A 19,454-nucleotide genomic window follows, 5' to 3' on the forward strand; every position below is an offset into this window, starting at 1 on the left:
GAGGCCCGGTTCACCCGTGGGTGGACCGGGCCTCCGGCGTGTGCGCGGGTTCCAGGAAGGGCGCGAGGAGGTCGGGTACGGCCCCGGCGGCGAAGGCCAGGCCCTCGCTCTCGCCGGCGTCGAGGATGGCGTACGCGCCGGCGCCGGCCGCCGTCGTGGCGGTCAGCGTGAGGAGGCCGGCGCGGCGCTGGAAGTACGACTGCCGGACGGTCCAGCCGATGACGCCGGAGCGCTGGAGGGCGACCGTGGCGCGCCGGAGGGTGCCCGAACGCGTCACCAGGTAGCCGCCGCTGACGGTGTGTCCGAGGCCGCGGTAGGCGTCGAGGGCGAACAGCACGGCGATCGGGGGCAGGACGACCGCGCAGCCGCCCGCCACGTACAGCAGGACCGGGGTGAGGAGGAGTCCCAGTCCGGCGAGGACCGCGACCGGGACGAGGACGGCCCACAGGGCCCGGCGCAGCCGCCGGGTGCGGGCGGCCCGGGGATGGGCGGTGAGCGGCGCGCCGGTGGGCGGTTCCGGCTCGCGCAGGACCTGCGCGGCGACCCGGTCGGCGACGGCCCGGTCCACGGCGGGCAGCAGGTTCCTGAGGTCGGCGTGCCGGTCGTCGGAGTCCTGGACGAGGCCGGTGGCGACGGCGTCGAGGCGGGCGGCCCCGCACATCCGCACGCCGAGCGGTGCGACGAGTTCGATCCCGCGCAGCCTGCGCTCCTCCATGGAGACCGAGCGGGCGGTGAGGAGGCCGCGGGAGACGCGCAGGGTGCCGCCCGGCTCGCGCTCCAGGCGGTAGTTCCACCACATCTCGACCCAGAGTCCGAGGGCTCCGACGGCGCCGACGACGGTCGCGACGAGGACCAGGTCGAGGACCACCCACAGCGGGGAGACGTCCTGGAAGCGGTCCTCCATCCAGTCGATGACCTTTCCCTGGGCACCGAACCACTCGCTGACCTGGAGGACGGCGCCGGCCGCCGCTCCGCCGAGGGCGGGGGCGAGGAAGGAGACGGGGGCGTAGCGGATCCAGCGCGGGTCGAGGACGGCCAGGGCGTTGTCGTGGCCCGGCCGCTCGGGCGGCTCGGGGCGGGCCAGGAGTTCCCGGCGGAGCCGTTCGCCCTCGGCCCGGGTGACCAGGTCGAGTTCGAGGGTGGACTCGCCGGCGCCGGAGTTCTCGCCGGTGCCGATGCGGACCTTGACGAGGCCGAGGACGCGCTGGAGGGGGTTGGCGGTGAGGTCGACCGTACGGATGCGCTCGCGGGCGAGGGAGCGGCGCTTGAGCAGCAGCAGGCCGGTGTGGACGTCGACCCGGTCGGGGCCGACGCGGTAGCGGGTGCGGCGCCAGCGGACGTAGTCGCCGGCGGTTCCCGCCAGCACCAGGAGGAGGGCGCCGGCGGCGATCCAGGCGACGGCCTGCCACAGCGGCCGGGAGCCGGCGAGGCCGGCCGCCGCGGGGAGGGCGGCGCCCCCGGCCACGCCGCACAGCACGGCGGCGGTGACCAGGAGCGTCCGCCGGTCGAGGCGCCGCCACTCCTCGCCGGGGTCGTCCTCGCTCACGTGGCGTCCCCGGGGGTGGCCCCGGTGATGAGGGTGAGCCGCTCGGCGAGTGCGGCGGCCACTTCGTGGTCGAGGCCCTCGATGCGGATCGCGCCCTGGGAGGAGGCGGTGGTCACGGTGACCGTGGCGAGCCGGAAGAGCTGCTCCAGCGGGCCCCGGACGGTGTCGACGGTCTGGATCCGGGACATGGGGGCGATCCGCCACTCCTGCCGGAGGGCCCCCGTGCGGACGTAGACGGCGTCGTCGGTGACCTCCCAGCGGTGCACCCGGAACCACCAGCCGGGGAAGAACGCGGCGCAGGCGAGGCCGAGGGCCGCGACGGCCCCGGCCGAGAGCAGCAGCCAGGACCGGGCGGACCCGAGGAACGCGCCGAGGACGGCGAGCACCACCACCGGTACGGCGGTGGTCACCAGGAGCCGGCTGCGCCACCAGGCGACGGCCCGCTCGTCCACGGCGTTCCTGGGCGGCCGCAGCCGCACCGCGTTCTCCCCCGTCATGCGATCAGTCCCGGTCGCGCAGCGACCGGTAGGCGGTGACGAGTCCGGCGGTCGAGCTGTCGAGCCGCTCGCCGCCCGCCCCGTCGGTCAGGACCGGCTCGATCTTCCTGGCGAGGACCTTGCCGAGCTCGACGCCCCACTGGTCGAAGGAGTCGATGTTCCAGACGGCGCCCTGGACGAAGACCTTGTGCTCGTAGAGCGCGATCAGCTGGCCGAGGACGGACGGGGTGAGCGCGTCGGCCAGGATCGTGGTGGTGGGGTGGTTGCCCTGGAAGGTCTTGTGCGGGACGAGCTCCTCGGCGACTCCCTCGGCCCTGACCTCCTCGGGCGTCTTGCCGAAGGCGAGCGCCTGGGTCTGGGCGAAGAAGTTGGCCATGAGCAGGTCGTGCTGGGCGACGAGGCCCGGGAGCAGGTCGGCCACGGGCCGGGCGAAGCCGATGAAGTCGGCCGGGATGACCTTGGTGCCCTGGTGGATCAACTGGTAGTACGCGTGCTGCCCGTTGGTGCCGGGGGTGCCCCAGACGACGGGTCCGGTCTGCCAGTCGACCGGCCGGCCGTCGCGGTCCACGGACTTGCCGTTGGACTCCATGTCGAGCTGCTGGAGGTAGGCGGTGAACTTGGACAGGTAGTGGGAGTACGGCAGGACGGCGTGCGACTGGGCGTCGAAGAAGGCGCCGTACCAGACGCCGAGGAGGCCGAGCAGGAGCGGCGCGTTCTCCTCGGGCGGGGCGGTGCGGAAGTGCTCGTCGACGAGGTGGAAGCCGTCGAGCATCTCCCGGAAGCGCTCCGGGCCGATGGCGATCATCAGGGAGAGGCCGATGGCGGAGTCGTACGAGTAGCGGCCGCCGACCCAGTCCCAGAACTCGAACATGTGGGTGGTGTCGATGCCGAACTCCTCGACCTTCTCGGCGTTGGTCGAGAGGGCGACGAAGTGCTTGGCGACGGCCTCCTGGCCGGCGCCGAGGCCGCCGAGGAGCCAGTCGCGGGCCGAGGTGGCGTTGGTGATCGTCTCGATGGTGGTGAAGGTCTTCGAGGCGACGATGAAGAGCGTCTCGGCGGGGTCGAGGTCGCGGACGGCCTCGTGGAGGTCGGCGCCGTCGACGTTGGAGACGAAACGGAGCGTCAGGTCCCGCTGCGTGAAGGAGCGCAGTACCTCGTAGGCCATGGCGGGGCCGAGGTCGGAGCCGCCGATGCCGATGTTCACGATGTTCCTGACCGGCTTGCCGGTGTGGCCGGTCCAGGCGCCCGTGCGGACCGTGTCGGCGAAGGCGGCCATCTTGTCGAGGACGGCGTGCACGGCCGGGACGACGTTCTCCCCGTCGACCTCGATCACGGCCCCGCGGGGGGCGCGCAGCGCGGTGTGGAGGACCGCCCGGTCCTCGGTGGTGTTGATCTTCTCGCCGCGGAACATGGCGTCGCGCAGCTCGGCGACGCCGGTGGCGGCGGCCAGTTCGCGCAACAGGGCCAGCGTCTCGCCGGTGACGAGGTGCTTGGAGTAGTCCAGGTAGAGGTCGCCGACCCGCAGGGTGAGGTCGGTGCCGCGCGCCGGTTCGGCGGCGAACAGCTCGCGCAGGTGGGTCTCCCCCAGCTGCTCGCGGTGCTTGGCGAGGGCCGCCCACTCGGGCAGCCGGTTGAGCCTGGTACGGCCTTCGCTTGTCATCTCGGACATCGCCCACTTCTTCTCGTACTGCTTGTCTGCCCCGCTGCACCCCCAAACCTAATTGATCAGAGGGGCGGGCGACGCGAAGCCGAACGCGAACGACGAAAGGGCCCCGCCCGCGAATCGAATTCGCGGGCGGGGCCCGTTCGTCACACCGTCACACCACGCTCAGATCTCGCCGCGCAGTTTGGCGAGCGCCTCGGCGAGGATCGCCTCCCCGTCGGCGTCGCTGCGCCGCTCACGCACATAGGCGAGGTGGGTCTTGTACGGCTCCGTGCGCGGCGGGTCCGGCGGGTTGTCCCGGTCCTGACCTGCCGGGAAGCCGCAGCGCGGGCAGTCCCAGGTCTCCGGGATCGCCGCGTCGCTGGCGAAGCTCGGCTGCGTCTCGTGCCCGTTCGAGCACCAGAACGAGATGCGGGCTCGCGGCGCCGATTCGCCTCGCTCGGCCTCGCCCATCGGCCCCGCTCCGACCCGGCTTCCCCGGATCGCGTTGCCACTTGCCACGGTCGTAACTCCCTGCGTGATGGTGCTCGAAGATGCCCCAGTCTACGTAAGGCCCAACGCGCGTCCAGTGATTGGAGTTACCCGTCCAACTTCATCAGCAGACCAAGTACCACAATGCAGGCGAACCAGAGCAGACCGACCACGACGGTAATGCGGTCCAGGTTGCGCTCGGCGACCGAGGAACCACCGACGGAGGACTGCATTCCGCCACCGAACATGTCGGAGAGGCCGCCACCCTTCCCCTTGTGCATCAGCACGAGCAGCATCAGCAGCCCGCTGAAGACGATGAGGGCGATCGAGAACCCCATAACCACGGCTGGACCAACTTCCTCGGACTTATACGGACGGGGGCCGGGCACCTGCCCGACCCCCGCAAGGGTACGACGTAACTCCGCTACCGCATACTCACTGGTCGCGGAAGCGCGCGATCTTGACGAACTCGTCGGCGTCCAGCGCCGCGCCGCCCACCAGGGCGCCGTCGACGTCCGGCTGCGCCATGATCGCGGCGACGTTCCCGGACTTGACCGAGCCGCCGTACTGGATGCGGACCTTGTCGGCCAGCTCCTGCGAGTACAGCTCCGCGAGACGGCCGCGGATCGCCCCGCAGACCTCCTGGGCGTCCTCGGGGGTGGCGACCTCGCCGGTGCCGATGGCCCACACCGGCTCGTACGCGATCACGATGGTCTCGGCCTGCTCGGCCGGGACGTCCTTCAGGCCGCCGTCGAGCTGGGCGAGGGTGTACTCGACCTGCTGTCCGGCCTTGCGGATGTCCAGGCCCTCGCCGACGCAGAGGATCGGGGTGACGCCGTGCTTGAAGGCGGCCTTCACCTTGGCGTTGCAGACCTCGTCGTTCTCGGCGTGGTACTGGCGGCGCTCGGAGTGGCCGACGGCGACGTAGGCGCACTTCAGCTTGGACAGCATCAGGCCCGAGATCTCGCCGGTGTAGGCACCGGAGTCGTGCGCCGAGATGTCCTGGGCGCCGTACTTGATCTTCAGCTTGTCGCCGTCGACCAGGGTCTGGACCGACCGCAGGTCGGTGAAGGGAACCAGGACCGCGACCTCACAGGCGTCGTGGTCCTTGTCGGTCAGGGCGAAGGCGAGCTTCTGGACGTGGGCGATGGCCTCGAGGTGGTTGAGGTTCATCTTCCAGTTGCCCGCCATCAGCGGGGTGCGGGTGGTCATAAGGGGGTCAGTCCTCCAGTGCGACGAGGCCGGGGAGCTTCTTGCCCTCGAGGTATTCGAGGGAGGCGCCGCCGCCGGTCGAGATGTGTCCGAATGCGTTCTCGTCGAAGCCCAGGGTGCGGACGGCCGCGGCGGAGTCGCCACCGCCGACGACGCTGAAGCCCGAGGAGCCGACGAGGGCCTGGGCCACGGCCCGGGTGCCCTCGGCGTAGTCGGGGTGCTCGAAGACGCCCATCGGGCCGTTCCAGAAGACGGTGGCGGCGTCGGCGAGCTTCGACGCGTACAGCTTGTCGGTCTCGGGGCCGTTGTCCAGGCCCATGAAACCGGCGGGCATGGCGTCCGCGGGCACCGTGCGGTGCTCGGTCGGGGCCTTGCTCTTGAGGTCCGGGAACTGCGCGGAGACCACGACGTCGACGGGGAGCACGAACTCCACGCCCTTGTCCTCGGCGCGCTTGAGGTACTCGAGCACCGCCGGGATCTGGTCCTCCTGGAGCAGCGAGCTGCCGACCTCGTGGCCCTGGGCCTTGAGGAAGGTGTACGCCATGCCGCCGCCGATCAGGATGCGGTCGGCGCGCTCCAGGAGGTGGTCGATGACCCCGAGCTTGTCGGAGACCTTGGAGCCGCCGAGCACGACCGCGTACGGCCGCTGGACGTCCTCCGTGAGCTTCCTCAGGACGCCGACCTCGGTGGCGATGAGGTAGCCCGCGGCGTGCGGGAGGCGCGCCGGGAGGTCGAAGACCGAGGCGTGCTTGCGGTGCACGGCGCCGAAGCCGTCGCCGACGTACAGGTCGGCGAGGGCCGCGAGCCGGTCCGCGAAGGCGCCGCGCTCGGCGTCGTCCTTGGAGGTCTCGCCGGCGTTGAACCGGAGGTTCTCGATGACGGCGACCCCGCCGTCGGCGAGGCCCGCGACGGTGGCCGTGGCGGAGTCGCCGACCGTGTCGGTCGCGAAGGCCACGTCGGCGCCGAGCAGCTCGCCGAGGCGGGCCGCGGCGGGCGCGAGCGAGAACGCCGGGTCCGGGGCGCCCTTGGGACGGCCCAGGTGCGAGGCGACGACGACGCGGGCGCCGGCGTCGGCGAGCGCCTTGACCGTCGGGACGACGGCGCGGATCCGGCCGTCGTCGGTGATGGTGGTGCCGTCGAGCGGCACGTTGAGGTCGGCGCGGACGAACACCCGCTTGCCTGAGACGCCTTCGGCGAGAAGCTCGTCGATCGTCTTCATCTGTCACTGACTCCTTGGTACGCGGTGGAGCACACAAACAGGGCTCGCACAGCGCGGCGTTGCGCTGCCCGAGCCCTGCTCACATCGAAAGCCCGCCCTAAGTTTAGAGCTGGCCGCCGACGAAGACGGTGAGGTCGACGAGACGGTTGGAGTAGCCCCACTCGTTGTCGTACCAGCCCAGGATCTTCACCGTGTTGCCTTCCTGGACCATGGTCAGGGAGGCGTCGAAGGTGCAGGAAGCCGGGTCGCTCACGATGTCCGAGGACACGATGGGGTCCTCGGTGTAGTACAGGTAGCCCTTGAGGTCGCCGTCGTCGGCGGCCTTCTTGAACGCGGCGTTGACCTCGTCCTTGGTGACCTCGCGCTCCAGCGTCACGACCAGGTCGGTGGCGGAGCCGGTCGGGACCGGGACGCGCATGGCGATGCCGTCGAGCTTGCCCTTGAGCTGCGGGAGGACCAGCGCGGTGGCCTTCGCGGCACCCGTCGTGGTCGGGATGATGTTCTCCGCGGCGGCGCGGGCGCGGCGCAGGTCCTTGTGCGGGAAGTCCAGGATGCGCTGGTCGTTGGTGTACGCGTGGACCGTCGTCATCAGGCCCTTGACGATGCCGAAGTTCTCGTCGAGGACCTTCGCCATCGGCGCGACACAGTTGGTGGTACAGGACGCGTTCGAGATGACGTTGTGCTGCGCCGGGTCGTACTTGTCCTGGTTCACGCCCATGACGATGGTGATGTCCTCGTCGGTGGCCGGAGCCGAGATGAGGACCTTCTTGGCGCCACCGGCGATGTGCTTCTCGGCGTCGGCCTTCTTGGTGAAGATGCCGGTCGACTCGATGACGATGTCGACGCCCAGCTCGCCCCAGGGGATGTCGGCCGGGTTGCGCTCGGAGAGCACCTTGATGGTGCGGCCGTCGACGGTGATGGTGTCGGCGGTGTGGGTGACCTCGGCCTTGAGGCGTCCCAGGATGGTGTCGTACTTCAGCAGGTGGGCCGTGGTCGCGGTGTCGCCCAGGTCGTTGACAGCCACGATCTCGATGTCAGCACCCTGCTCAAGGAGCGCGCGGAAGTAGTTCCGGCCGATGCGGCCAAAGCCGTTGATGCCTACGCGGATCGTCACGAACCGATCTCCTCGTTAGGTACGCCGGTGTGCTCGACGCCGGCGAGATTTTTGTTTTTGGGATGTCCCCGACCGCTTACGACCCTACCCCCCCGGGCGCCGGCCGGTGACATCCCGCGCAGCCGTACGAGCCCGGAAAGTGAGGGAAAATGGCCGACGGCCCGTACCTACCAACGGGTACGGGCCGCCGTGGGACCTTTGTCCCCACTACGCTCCGTCAGCGGCGGAGCACCGCGAGGGCGCGGCCGATGAGCCGTCCCCGCTCCGCCTCGCCGGGCACGTGCTCCAGGCCGAAGCCGAGGAGGACGGTGTCCCGCGTGGTGACCGCGGCCTGGGAGTGGAAGAGCGCCGCGGAGCGCGTCCAGTCCGAGCCGTTGCCGGGGCTGCCGGCCGGGGCGCCCGGCGTGGACCAGACGCCGAGGGAGGTCTCGAAGCCCTCGGCCTCGGTGGTGGTGCCGGTGGTGAGCCGGGTGTCGTCGACGAAGGCGCCCATCTCTCCCGTACCGGGGTCGGAGACGTACGAGATCGAGAGCTCGACCTGCTTGCCCGCCCAGGCGCTCAGGTCGACGGTGGCCTGGCGCCAGCCGTTGGACGGGCCGGTGAAGGCGTTCCAGGAGCCGGTGGTGCCGCTGGACGCGCAGCCGTCCTCGCCGACGGTGAGGTAGTGGGCGAGGAAGGGGTGGTCGCGGACGTAGTAGCCCTCGCCGCAGTCGGCCGGGGGCTCGCTGGAGGTGCCGCCGCCCAGGTCGGGCAGGGTCGTCCAGTCGTCCTGGCCGACGGTGTGGGCCTCGACGACGAGGTTGTCGTAGCCGGGCTCGGTGTCGTAGCTGACCTGGAAGCCGAGGCGGGGCTGCTGCGCGGCCGCGACACCGCCGAGGTCGACGGTCCTGCTGAGCCGGGCCCAGGTGCCGTCGGTGTGCTTGACGGCCGCGAAGGACGCGCCCTCGGCGGGCTCGAAGGGGGTGCGGACGCCCGGGTAGTCACCGGCGGAGGCGCTGCTCGCGAACTGCGGGAACTCCTTGGGCTTCAGGGTGTCCGAGGTGACCGTGTACGCGCCCGCGTTGTCCAGCGGGTTGTCGGCGGCCGCCCCCAGCGTGGCGCCTGCGCCGGCGAAGGAGCCCGTGCCGGCGAAGGCCGGCGGGGTCTTGAGGCCCGCGCGGTGGTAGGCGCCGAGGTAGTACTGGGCGAAGTCGTTGGACTCGGCCCGGCCGATCTGGGTGAGGCCGCCGGACTTCTCGCCCGCGTTGATCAGCTTGCCGCCCTCGTTGAGGTAGTCGCGGACCGCGAGCTGGGTGGCCCCCGAGGGCCGCTCCGCGCCGGTGTACCAGACGACGGTGCGGAAGTGGGAGAGGACGCCGAGGGCGTCCGGGGTGCCCTGGGTGGCGACGTCCCAGACGGCGGACCCGCGGCCGTTGCCGGCGAGCGCCTTCACGTACGCGGCGGTGTGCCGGGCGGCGGTGGTGCCGCCCTCGTCGGCGAGGACGAGCACGTCGCCGCGGGGACGCTCGGCCACCTTGTACGTGAAGGGGGCGGAGGCGGTGGCGCGGCCCTCCCGGGTGCGGGCGGTGAACCAGACCTCGACGGAGTCGCCGGGACGGGCGCCCTCGACCTCGGCGCGGTACTCGTCGAAGTAGAGGTTGTCGTCGCCGCCGAAGGTCTCGCCGCCCTTCCAGGCGTCGAGCTCCTCGCTGTGGGTGCGGCCGCCGTTGATCCGGTACTTCAGGGTCTTGCCGCGCAGGGACTTGCGCGCGGTGACGGCGACCTCCTGCTCCCCGCCCCGGGCGTAGGAGGTGGCGAAGGACTTCGGGGTGAGGTCGGGGGCGTCGATGCCGACCGGGGAGACGGGCCGGTCCGGGTGGGCGGCGGTCTCGGCGACGGCGAGCGCGAAGGGGATGTTCTTCGCGAACTCGGCCTGGATCAGCTTCTCGTCGTCCGGGAAGGTGAACACGGAGGCGCAGTCGGCCGGGTTCCAGGCGTCGTTCGGGTCGACCCGGGAGGCGGTGGTGCAGGTCGACATCTCCGGGGTGAACATCTGCATCCGGTTGACGTTCGCGGCGTGTCCGTCCGCCTCGCCGTTGGTGATGTACAGCTCCGAGGAGACCTGCGGCCGGTAGCCGGGCACGGCCGAGTTCTGCGGGGTGCCCGCGAGGGCCTTGAGGGCCACGTCGTCGGGGGTGTCGGTGGCGACCTGCCAGCCGACGCCGTACAGCAGCAGCTGGGCGGCCGAGTGGTAGTTGATGCCGTACGCGAAGCCGATGCGCTTCTGGAAGGCGTCGAGGGCCCTGGTCTCGGGCTCCGACATGGGGCCCTTGCCGCGGAAGGTCTCGTCGGCCGGGTCGGGGGACGAACCCTCGTTGTCGTAGCCCCACTTGTAGGCGAAGTTGCGGTTGAGGTCGACGCCGTCGCCCGCGCCGAACCGCCCGTCGCCGTCGTTGTCGCGGAGGTTCTTGCGCCACTGCCGGTTGGCGGGGTCGGCGTGCGTGTAGTCGTAGCCGTCCGGGTTGGCGGAGAGCACGAACCACAGCTCGGTCGAGTCGACGATCCGGGTGATCCGCTCGTCCTTGCCGTAGCCGTCCAGGTAGTAGTGGAGCAGCCGCCGGGTCATCTCGGGGGTGATCCACTCGCGCGCGTGCTGGTTCGACATGTACAGCGTGGCGGGCTTGGAGCCGTCCTTGGCGCGCTGCGCGCCCTTGCTGACCTTGAGGGCGAGGATGTCCTGGCCCTTGAGGGTCTTGCCGATGGAGACGACCTTGGTGATGCCGGGGTTGGCCCGGGCGGTGTCCAGGATCTCCTGCTTGAGGCCGTTCGGCCCGCCGTACGGCCGGAAGACGCCGTCCCCCGCGGCGGCGACCCGCTTCTCGGCCTGCGCGGTCAGGTTGTGCTCGGCGAGCTCGACGCCCTGGCCGCGCAGCTGCCCGGCCTGCCGGCCGGTGAGGAAGAGCTCGACCGTCGCGGAGCCCTTCGCGGGCACCTGCTCGGTCAGCTCGTGGGCGTCGGCACCGGCGTCCAGGAGCAGCGGTACCTGCTCCTTGGTCACCACGGCACGCCATACGGAGAGGGCGTCACCGCCGTCCCGGTCGTTCGGCTGCGCTCCGGCGACGGGTGCCGCCGCCACTCCCGCGATCAGCAGTGAAGCCGCGGCGAGGATCGATCTCGCTCTGCGTCTCATGAGCCCCCCTTGCTGTTGTCTGCCACGAACGTGAACAGACGCCAGGCTCATGGGCGCCCATGGGCCTGTCAAGGGTGCCTCGCGGGTGGATCGAAAAAGCTGCCGGCGCCTCAGAAAGGCACCGGCAGCGTGGAGTTCGGGGTTCCGTCCGGGCGACGGATCCGGTCAGCCGACGAGGCTGTCGTCGAGCTCCTCCGTCAGGTTGGACTCGGTCCCGGGAATGCCCAGGTCCTGCGCCCGCTTGTCGGCCATGGCCAGCAGCCGGCGGATCCGGCCGGCCACCGCGTCCTTGGTCAGCGGCGGGTCGGCGAGCGCGCCCAGCTCCTCCAGCGAAGCCTGCTTGTGCTCCATGCGGAGCCGGCCCGCCGCGGCCAGGTGCTCGGGCACCTCCTCGGCGAGGATCTCCAGCGCGCGCTGCACCCGGGCCCCGGCGGCGACCGCCGCACGGGCCGAACGGCGCAGGTTGGCGTCGTCGAAGTTGGCCAGGCGGTTGGCGGTGGCGCGGACCTCGCGCCGCATCCGCCGCTCCTCCCAGGCGAGCACCGACTCGTGCGCGCCGAGCCGGGTCAGCAGGGCGCCGATCGCGTCGCCGTCACGGACGACGACCCGGTCCACCCCCCGCACCTCGCGGGCCTTGGCCGCGATGGACAGCCGACGGGCCGCCCCCACCAGGGCGAGAGCCGCCTCCGGCCCCGGGCAGGTGACCTCCAGGGAGGAGGACCGGCCGGGCTCCGTCAGCGAACCGTGCGCCAGGAAGGCGCCCCGCCAGGCCGCCTCCGCGTCACAGGTGGCGCCGGAGACCACCTGCGGAGGCAGGCCCCGGATGGGGCGCCCCCGGCCGTCCACGAGACCCGTCTGGCGGGCCAGCTGGTCGCCTCCGGCCACCACCCGCACCACGAAGCGCGAACCGCGCCGCAGTCCGCCGGGGGCCATCACGATCAGCTCGGAGCTGTGCCCGAAGATCTCCAGGATGTCCCGCTTGAGGCGGCGCGCCGCCATCGCCGTGTCCAGCTCCGCCTCGATCACGATGCGGCCGCTCACCAGGTGCAGCCCGCCCGCGAACCGCAGGATCGACGAGACCTCTGCCTTCCTGCAGCAGGTCCGGGTGACGGGAAGCCGGGAGATCTCGTCCTTCACCGCTGCCGTCATCGCCATGGGCCGATCCTTCCATGCATCCGAAAAATACGGTCGTACGCGGCGGCCAACAGCTCCGGATCATGCTTCGCGGAGCCGTCGGGCCCGGCCACCGGCGCCAGCTCGACCGCGGCGCCGAGCCGCTTGGCGGCATCGGCGAGGGACTCGCGGTCGGGCACGGCAGCCTCGTCGGCGAGCACCACGTCCAGGGCGAGTTTAGGGGCGTGTCGTCCCAAAACCTCCAAATGACGCTGCGGGGAGAAGCCCTCTGTTTCTCCGGGCTGCGGCGCGAGGTTCAGCGAGAGGACCTTCCGGGCCTTCGTCTCGGCCAGTGCGTCGAGGAGTTCCGGCACGAGAAGGTGCGGGATCACGGAGGAGAACCAGGAGCCCGGACCCAGGACGACCCAGTCCGCGTCGAGGACCGCCGCGACCGCCTCCGGCACCGCGGGCGGGTCGTGCGGCACGAGGTGCACGGACTGCACCTCGCCCGGGGTCAGCGCCACCGTCGCCTGTCCGGCCACCGTGTCCACGTCCTCCGGCCGCTCCGGATCGTGCCCCTTGACCAGCGCCTGGAGCTCCAGGGGCACGGCGGACATGGGCAGCACCCGGCCCTGGGCGCCGAGCAGCCGGCCCACCAGGTCGAGGGCCTGCACAGGGTCGCCGAGCTGCTCCCACAGGGCGACGATCAGCAGGTTGCCGACGGCGTGGCCGTTGATCTCGCCCTTGGACTGGAAGCGGTGCTGGATCACCCGGGCCCAGGTCTGGCCCCAGTCGTCGTCCCCGCAGAGCGCGGCGAGCGCCTTGCGGAGATCGCCCGGCGGCAGCACGCCCAGCTCCTCCCGGAGCCGGCCGCTGGAACCCCCGTCGTCGGCGACGGTGACGACGGCGGTGAGGTCGCCGGTGATCCGGCGGAGGGCGGCGAGGGAGGCCGAGAGGCCCATGCCGCCGCCCAGGGCGACCACCTTCGGCTGGGCGCCCCGCCTGCGGAGCGTACGTCGCACCGAGAGGGTGGAGGCACGGCGGCGGTACGGCTTCACTCGCGCCCCATGTCCCGGTGGACGACGACGGTCTCGACGCCTTCGGCGGCGATGCGGGCGGCGAGCCGCTCGGCGGTGGCCACCGAGCGGTGCTTGCCGCCCGTGCAGCCCACGGCGACGGTGACGTACCGCTTGCCCTCGCGGCGGTAGCCCGCGGCGATCAGCTGGAGCAGCTCCGTGTAGCGGTCGAGGAACTCCTTGGCGCCGGGCTGGTTGTAGACGTAGTTCGACACCTCCTCGTTGAGGCCGGTGAAGGGGCGCAGCTCGGGGACCCAGTGGGGGTTCGGCAGGAAGCGCATGTCGACGACGAGGTCGGCGTCGACCGGCAGGCCGTACTTGAAGCCGAAGGACATCACGGTGGCCCGCAGCTCGGGCTCCTCGTCGCCGGCGAACTGGGCGTCCATCTTGGCCCGCAGCTCGTGGACGTTGAGGCTGGAGGTGTCGATCACCAGGTCGGCATCCCCGCGCAGCTCGCGCAGCAGGTCGCGCTCGGCGGCGATGCCGTCGGTGATCCGGCCGTCGCCCTGGAGCGGGTGGGGCCTGCGGACCGACTCGAAGCGCCGGACCAGGGCGTCGTCGGACGACTCGAGGAAGACGATCCGGCGGGTGACCTGCTTGGCGTCCAGGTCGGCGAGGGACTCCCGGAGGTTGTCGAAGAACTGCCGGCCGCGGACGTCCACGACGACGGCGATCCGGGCGACATTGCCCTGGGAGCGTGCGCCGAGCTCCACCATGGTGGGGATCAGCGCGGGCGGCAGATTGTCCACGACGAACCAGCCGAGGTCCTCCAGGCACTTCGCCGCGGTGGACCGGCCGGCTCCGGACATGCCGGAGATGATCACCAGCTCGGGAATGGCCGCCTCGGCGCCGTTGTCGCCGGGGGTCTCCTTCGTGCCCGTACTCACGTGTCCTGCTCCGTCTTCTCGGTCGTGCTGGTCTTGCTCTTCGTTCCGGTCCTGCTCGTGTGCGGTCATGCCGTGCCGCCCCCGTCGTCTTCCATGATCTCTCCAGTCGCCGTGTTCACGGCGGGTGCGGCCGGAGCCGCTGCTGCGAGGGCCACGACGACCGCCTCCGCGGTCTTCCGGCCCATGCCGGGGACCTCGCAGATCTGCTCGATTGTCGCCTGCCGGAGCCGCTTCACCGAGCCGAAATGCTTGATCAACGCCTGTTTCCTGGTGTCGCCGAGCCCGGCGACCGCGTCGAGGGGGCTGGTACGGATGCGTTTCGTCCGCTTGGACCGCTGGTAGCGGATGGCGAAGTCGTGAGCCGTGTCACGTACCCGCTGGAGGAGGTAGAGGCCCTCACTGGAGCGGGGCAGCACCACCGGGTCGTCCTCACCCGGCAGCCACACCTCCTCCAGGCGCTTGGCGAGCCCGCACACCGCGATGTCGTCGATGCCCAGCTCGTCGAGGGCGCGGCGGGCCGCGGCGACCTGCGGCTGCCCGCCGTCGACCACGACGAGCTGCGGCGGGTACGCGAAACGCCTGGGCCGCCCGTCGTCCTGCGGGTCCTCCGCCGGGACCTCACCGTCGGTGACACCCCACTCCCCCGTCCGGTCCTTCTCCGCCAGGTAGCGCTTGAAGCGGCGGCCGATCACCTCGTGCATGGACCGGACGTCGTCCTGCCCCTCGAAGCCCTTGATCTGGAAGCGGCGGTACTCGCTCTTGCGGGGCAGCCCGTCCTCGAAGACCACCATCGACGCCACGACGTCCTCGCCCTGGAGGTGCGAGATGTCGAAGCACTCGATCCGCAGCGGCGCCGAGTCCAGGTCCAGCGCCTCGGCGATCTCCTCCAGCGCCCGGGAGCGGGTCGTCAGGTCACTCGCCCGCTTCGTCTTGTGCAGGACCAGCGCCTGCTGGGCGTTGCGCGCGACGGTCTCCATCAGGTCCTTCTTGTCGCCGCGCTGCGGCACGCGCAGCGAGACGTTGGACCCGCGCCGGCCGGACAGCCAGGCCGTGACGGCCGCCGTGTCCTCGGGGAGCGCCGGGACCAGGACCTCCTTGGGAACCGTCTCGCCCGTCTCCTCGCCGTACAGCTGCTGGAGCGCGTGCTCGACCAGCCCCGCCGTGTCCACGGCCTCGACCTTGTCGGTGACCCAGCCGCGCTGCCCGCGCACCCGTCCACCGCGCACGTGGAAGATCTGGACGGCGGCCTCCAGCTCGTCCTCGGCGAGGGCGAACAGGTCCGCGTCGGTCGCGTCGGCCAGGACGACGGCGCTCTTCTCCATGGCCCGGCGCAGCGCCTCTATGTCGTCCCGCAGCCGGGCCGCCCTCTCGTACTCCATGTCCTCGGCCGCGATCACCATCTGCTTCTCCAGCCGGCGCAGATACGTGCCGGTGCGGCCCGCCATGAAGTCGCAGAACTCCTCCGCCAGTTCGCGGTGCTCCTCCGGCGAGACCCGGCCCACGCAGGGCGCCGAGCACTTGCCGATGTAGCCCAGGAGGCAGGGGCGGCCCGCCGACGCCGCGTTCCGGAAGACGCCCGCCGAGCAGGTGCGGACCGGGAAGACCCGCAGCATCAGGTCGACGGTCTCGCGGATCGCCCACGCGTGCGCGTACGGCCCGAAGTAGCGCACACCCTTCTTCTTGTGGCCGCGCATGACCTGGACCCGCGGGAACTCCTCGTCCAGCGTCACCGCGAGATACGGATAGCTCTTGTCGTCCCGGTACTTGACGTTGAACCTGGGGTCGAACTCCTTGATCCAGGTGTACTCCAGCTGCAGCGCCTCGACCTCGGTCGACACCACCGTCCACTCCACGGACGCGGCCGTCGTCACCATGGTGGCCGTGCGCGGGTGCAGGCTCGTCAGCGGCTGGAAGTAGTTCGCCAGCCGCTGACGCAGCGACTTCGCCTTGCCGACGTAGATCACCCGGCGGTGCTCGTCGCGGAACTTGTAGACCCCCGGGGAGTCGGGGATCTGACCCGGCTTGGGGCGGTAGCTCGAGGGGTCTGCCATGCTCCCCACCCTACTGGCGGGGACCGACACTCCGGCCTCGCGCACTCGTTGGCGAAGCATGGCGAATCATGGTGCGAAACAAGGTCACGGACGGCTGGCGGACCGCGTGTGCGTGGTCACCGGAGCGGCGAGCGGCATCGGACGGGCGACAGTGGAACGGTTCCTCCGCGAAGGCGCGCACGTCGTCGCCGCCGACCGCGACGAGGAGCGCCTCGCGACCCTGGACGGGGTCGTCCCGGTCGTCGGCGACGTCTCCCGGGACGACGATGCCCGCCGCATGATCACCACCGCGGTCGACCGCTTCGGCAGGCTCGACGTCCTCATCGCCAACGCGGGCGTCATCCCCCTGCTCTCCATCACCGAGGCCGAGGCATCGGACTTCGACGAGGTCATGGCCGTCGACGGCCGCGGCATGTTCCTGACCTGCAAGTACGCGATCGAGGCCATGCTCGACTCGGGCGGCGGCGCCATCGTCTGCACCTCCTCCGTCTCCGGCGTGGCCGGCCAGGCCCGGCAGGCCGTCTACGGCCCCGCGAAGTTCGTCGCCACCGGGCTCACGAAGCACCTCGCGGTCGAATGGGCCGAGCACGGGATCCGCGTGAACGCGGTCGCCCCCGGCACCATCGAGACCGAGCGCGTCGCCGCCGCGCGGGTCGAACCCGGCGGACCCGCGTATCTCGCCGGCGTCCTCCGCGCCCATCCCATGGCCCGCTTCGGCACGCCCGACGAGGTCGCCGCCGCCATCCTCTTCCTCGCCTCCGACGACGCCTCCTTCATCACCGGCGCCCTCCTCCCCGTAGACGGCGGCTACCTGGCCCAATAACCCCACCCGCCCTGGGCCCCGCCCGCTGGCCCACCGGGACTGGGCCCCACCCGACCTGGGCCCCACCCACGGCCCACCGGGACTGGGCCCCACCCGGGCTGGGCCCCCGCCCACCGGCCCACCGGGCTGGGCCCCACCCTCCGGACCCACCCCGCTGCGGTCCCACCCCCGCCGGGTCGGTGCGGGCCCACCCCCGTTGTGGGCAATCGTTCCGCCGGGGCGGAACGGGTGGGCACAACGGAACGGCGCCCCTTGCCGGGCCTAGGCTTCCGCGCCCGAACCCGCACCGACAGCACGGCGCACAACCTGGTGCGGGCCCAGGCACAAGGGGCGGAGGCGCCGCCAAGGGCGCCGTCCCGTGTGCCCACCCGTCCCGCCCCAGCGGGACGATTGCCCACACGGGGGTGGGGGCGGGGCCAGCGGCGGCGTGCCGTCCCGTACCCGCGGGGGAGGTACGGCAGGAGAGGGGCACGGGCCCACACTGGCGCGGCGAGGACGCGGGGGCGAGCAAGGCGCGGGCGCGCACAGGGGCGGGCGGGGCACGGGCCGCGCAGGGGCGACGGGACACAGGCCCGCACAGGGCGAGCAAAGCGCGGGCCCACACAGGGGCGAGCAGGGCTCGGGCCCACACAGGGGCGACGGGACACGGGCCCGCACAGGGGGAGGGCAGGGCTCGGGCCCACGCAGGGGCGACGGAGCAGCCCGCACAGGGCGAGCAAGGCGCGGGCCCACACGGGGGCGAGCAAGGCGCGGGCCCACGCAGGGGCGGGCGGAGCACAGGTCCATGGGGGGCAGGTGGGGCTCGGGCCCATGCGGGGGCGGCGGGGGCCGCGCTGGCGGGCGCCGGGGGCAGGAGGTGGGCCGGCGCCGGGGATGTGGGCCGGCCCACCCCCTGGTGGGGGGTGGGCCGGGTTTACGTGGGCGCGCGCAGGGTGAGGCGGGCCCGGGTCGGGCGGGGTGGAGCGGGCGGTGGGGGTGGGACGGACCGCTCCGGGTGGGTCAGGTCTCGCTGGAGGCTCGGCGGCGGCGTACCGCCGCCGTGGCCGCCAGGGCGAGGAGCAGTGCGGCCGCACCCGCGGTGACGGTCCCCGTGGTGAGGCCCGGCTCCGCGACGTCGGAGGCCGAGGCAAGGGGCACGGAGCCGGGGGCGGACCCGGTGTCGGGGGCGGACGCCGGCGCAGGCGCGGGGGCGGACCCGGGCACGGACCCGCGCGCGGACCCGGACCCGGGCGCAGGCGCGGACCCGGGCGCGGGCGCCGGGGCGGGGTTGGGCGTGTAGCCGCCGGCGGTGCCCTTGTGGGCGTAGGGGGAGCCGGGGAGCTTGTCGCCGTAGGCGCGGACGACACGTGCGCGGTAGGCGTCGAGGCTGGTGCCGTCGTGGCCGACGGCGCGCACCGCGTCCTCGTCGAGCGGGAGCACCTTCGCGCCCTTCTGGACGTACCAGGCGTCGATCTGCGGTTCGCGGAAGACGAGGCCGCCGGGCAGGAGGCGGCCGCCCTGTTCGGCGTAGCGGATCTCGTCGTCGCCGGTGGCGATGTTGACCACCTGCCAGCCGCCGGGCTGCGGGGCCGTCCACAGGGAGGCTTTCCGGCCGTCGGCGGCCACGGCCCGGCTGGCGCGGAACTCGACGCGGGCGACGGGTGCGCCGGGCTTCCCGGCGACGAAGTCCGGGGAGAGGATGCGGACGGGTACGGACGGGCCGTCGACGCGCGGGGCGGCGGCCGAGCGGGCGAGGGCGCCGTCGCGGGCGAAGAAGCGGGCGAGGGTGTTCAGGGTCTGCGGCGCGGAGGCGGCCTGTTCGGCGGTGGGCGCGGGCGGCAGGCCCTCGGCGGCGGTGGCCGGGAGCGTCCCGAGGGCGACGAGGGCGGCGGTGAGGAGGCCGGCGGCCGTGGCTCGTGCGTTCATCGTCGTCACGCCCCGATCCGGTAGAGCGAGTGGGTCCAGGAGAACGAGTCGTTGTTGACGTACCAGGCGTGCGAGGCCCAGTTGTACCGGTCGCTGGAGGGCCAGGGGTCGCCCCAGTAGACCCAGCTGTCGGCGTCGTCGTAGCCGTAGATGACGTGCATGTGGCCGCCGCCGCTGGACCACTGGATCCGGGTCTCGACGGGCCGGTTGGCGTTGATCTCGGTCTGGACGGTGGAGTAGCGCAGCCAGCCGTCGACGTACGAGCCGGAGCTGATGCCGGCCCAGCGCAGTCCGGTCTGGACGTTGCCGAGCGTGGCCTGCGAGTTGGGGCAGTCGTAGCCCTGCTGGCGGTTGAAGGCGGCGTTGCAGAACTGGTTCTGGCTGTAGTTCCGGCCGAACCAGGTGGCGATGGTGTTGCCGCTCGCCGCCCAGCACCAGTTGGTCTTCTGCTGCGCCTGCATGGTGATGTTCAGGCGCTTGGAGGCGAGGGCGGAGGCGTCCTCGGCGGCGGGGGTGGCGGAGGCCGAGGTGGTGGGGACGAGGAAGAGGGCGGCTGCGGCGAGTGCCGCGAGGGACAGTCTTCTACTGCGCATCGCGTTCCTCCCATGGCGGGGGGTGTGGGGATGTGGGGGGGGTGGAGGAGCGCGTCCGGACGCTGGTCAGGAGCATGTTCCGTTGTCGGGAGCGGGTCAACACGCTTCAATGCGG

General features: G+C 72.1%; 16 protein-coding genes. 1 reads left to right on the plus strand and 15 read right to left on the minus strand.

Going from position 1 to position 19,454, the window contains the following annotated elements; translation table 11 throughout:
- Positions 1-10: 10 nt before the first annotated feature.
- From ACFVZH_RS26390 to uvrC, 13 genes are all read right to left on the minus strand, one after another.
- A complete protein-coding gene (locus ACFVZH_RS26390; RefSeq protein WP_384900913.1) occupies positions 11-1,546 on the minus strand; it encodes a PH domain-containing protein in 1,536 nt (511 codons plus the stop codon).
- Complete coding sequence (locus ACFVZH_RS26395) at positions 1,543-2,043, minus strand: PH domain-containing protein (RefSeq protein WP_384900914.1); 501 nt, start codon at positions 2,041-2,043, stop codon at positions 1,543-1,545. Before ACFVZH_RS26395 ends, ACFVZH_RS26390 begins: the two co-directional genes overlap by 4 nt.
- Positions 2,044-2,047: 4 nt before the next feature.
- Positions 2,048-3,712 (minus strand): glucose-6-phosphate isomerase, encoded by a 1,665-nt coding sequence (gene pgi / locus ACFVZH_RS26400; protein ID WP_384900916.1) that lies wholly within the window; start codon positions 3,710-3,712, stop codon positions 2,048-2,050.
- Positions 3,713-3,871: 159 nt separating this feature from the next.
- Positions 3,872-4,207, minus strand: a complete 336-nt coding sequence (locus tag ACFVZH_RS26405; RefSeq protein WP_071891222.1) for an RNA polymerase-binding protein RbpA — start codon at positions 4,205-4,207, stop codon at positions 3,872-3,874.
- Positions 4,208-4,284: 77 nt separating this feature from the next.
- Positions 4,285-4,515, minus strand: a complete 231-nt coding sequence (gene secG, locus ACFVZH_RS26410; protein WP_017238647.1) for a preprotein translocase subunit SecG — start codon at positions 4,513-4,515, stop codon at positions 4,285-4,287.
- A gap of 97 nt (positions 4,516-4,612) precedes the next feature.
- Positions 4,613-5,389, minus strand: a complete 777-nt coding sequence (gene tpiA, locus ACFVZH_RS26415) for a triose-phosphate isomerase (RefSeq protein WP_384900918.1) — start codon at positions 5,387-5,389, stop codon at positions 4,613-4,615.
- A 7-nt stretch (positions 5,390-5,396) separates the two neighbouring features.
- Positions 5,397-6,608, minus strand: coding sequence for a phosphoglycerate kinase (locus ACFVZH_RS26420; RefSeq protein WP_384900919.1), 1,212 nt, complete (start codon positions 6,606-6,608; stop codon positions 5,397-5,399).
- Positions 6,609-6,711: 103 nt separating this feature from the next.
- The gene (gap, locus tag ACFVZH_RS26425; protein WP_384900921.1) at positions 6,712-7,722 is read right to left on the minus strand and encodes a type I glyceraldehyde-3-phosphate dehydrogenase; all 1,011 of its coding nucleotides are present in this window, start codon (positions 7,720-7,722) and stop codon (positions 6,712-6,714) included.
- 217 nt (positions 7,723-7,939) lie between these two features.
- Entirely contained in the window at positions 7,940-10,891 is a 2,952-nt protein-coding gene (locus ACFVZH_RS26430; RefSeq protein WP_384900923.1) for a M14 family zinc carboxypeptidase, read from the minus strand.
- 165 nt (positions 10,892-11,056) lie between these two features.
- Positions 11,057-12,046, minus strand: a complete 990-nt coding sequence (whiA, locus tag ACFVZH_RS26435) for a DNA-binding protein WhiA (protein WP_017238652.1) — start codon at positions 12,044-12,046, stop codon at positions 11,057-11,059.
- Positions 12,037-13,062 carry a uridine diphosphate-N-acetylglucosamine-binding protein YvcK gene (yvcK, locus tag ACFVZH_RS26440; protein ID WP_384900925.1) on the minus strand — a complete coding sequence of 342 codons (1,026 nt, stop codon included), beginning with the start codon at positions 13,060-13,062 and terminating at the stop codon, positions 12,037-12,039. The genes whiA and yvcK overlap by 10 nt, the downstream gene beginning before the upstream one ends.
- A complete protein-coding gene (rapZ, locus tag ACFVZH_RS26445) occupies positions 13,059-14,036 on the minus strand; it encodes an RNase adapter RapZ (protein ID WP_384406098.1) in 978 nt (325 codons plus the stop codon). The genes yvcK and rapZ overlap by 4 nt, the downstream gene beginning before the upstream one ends.
- Entirely contained in the window at positions 14,033-16,018 is a 1,986-nt protein-coding gene (gene uvrC / locus ACFVZH_RS26450; RefSeq protein ID WP_384900927.1) for an excinuclease ABC subunit UvrC, read from the minus strand. The genes rapZ and uvrC overlap by 4 nt, the downstream gene beginning before the upstream one ends.
- Positions 16,019-16,076: 58 nt before the next feature.
- Between uvrC and ACFVZH_RS26455 the strand changes: the two genes are divergently transcribed.
- Complete coding sequence (locus ACFVZH_RS26455; protein WP_384900929.1) at positions 16,077-16,841, plus strand: SDR family NAD(P)-dependent oxidoreductase; 765 nt, start codon at positions 16,077-16,079, stop codon at positions 16,839-16,841.
- A gap of 999 nt (positions 16,842-17,840) precedes the next feature.
- Here ACFVZH_RS26455 and ACFVZH_RS26460 read toward each other — a convergent pair.
- Positions 17,841-18,755 carry a hypothetical protein gene (locus ACFVZH_RS26460; protein ID WP_384900931.1) on the minus strand — a complete coding sequence of 305 codons (915 nt, stop codon included), beginning with the start codon at positions 18,753-18,755 and terminating at the stop codon, positions 17,841-17,843.
- Positions 18,752-19,339 (minus strand): papain-like cysteine protease family protein, encoded by a 588-nt coding sequence (locus ACFVZH_RS26465; protein WP_384900932.1) that lies wholly within the window; start codon positions 19,337-19,339, stop codon positions 18,752-18,754. The genes ACFVZH_RS26460 and ACFVZH_RS26465 overlap by 4 nt, the downstream gene beginning before the upstream one ends.
- Positions 19,340-19,454: the final 115 nt, after the last annotated feature.

Origin of the sequence: Streptomyces sp. NPDC059534, assembly GCF_042743475.1 — a bacterium.
In the GTDB taxonomy this organism is placed as follows: Bacteria; Actinomycetota; Actinomycetes; order Streptomycetales; family Streptomycetaceae; genus Streptomyces.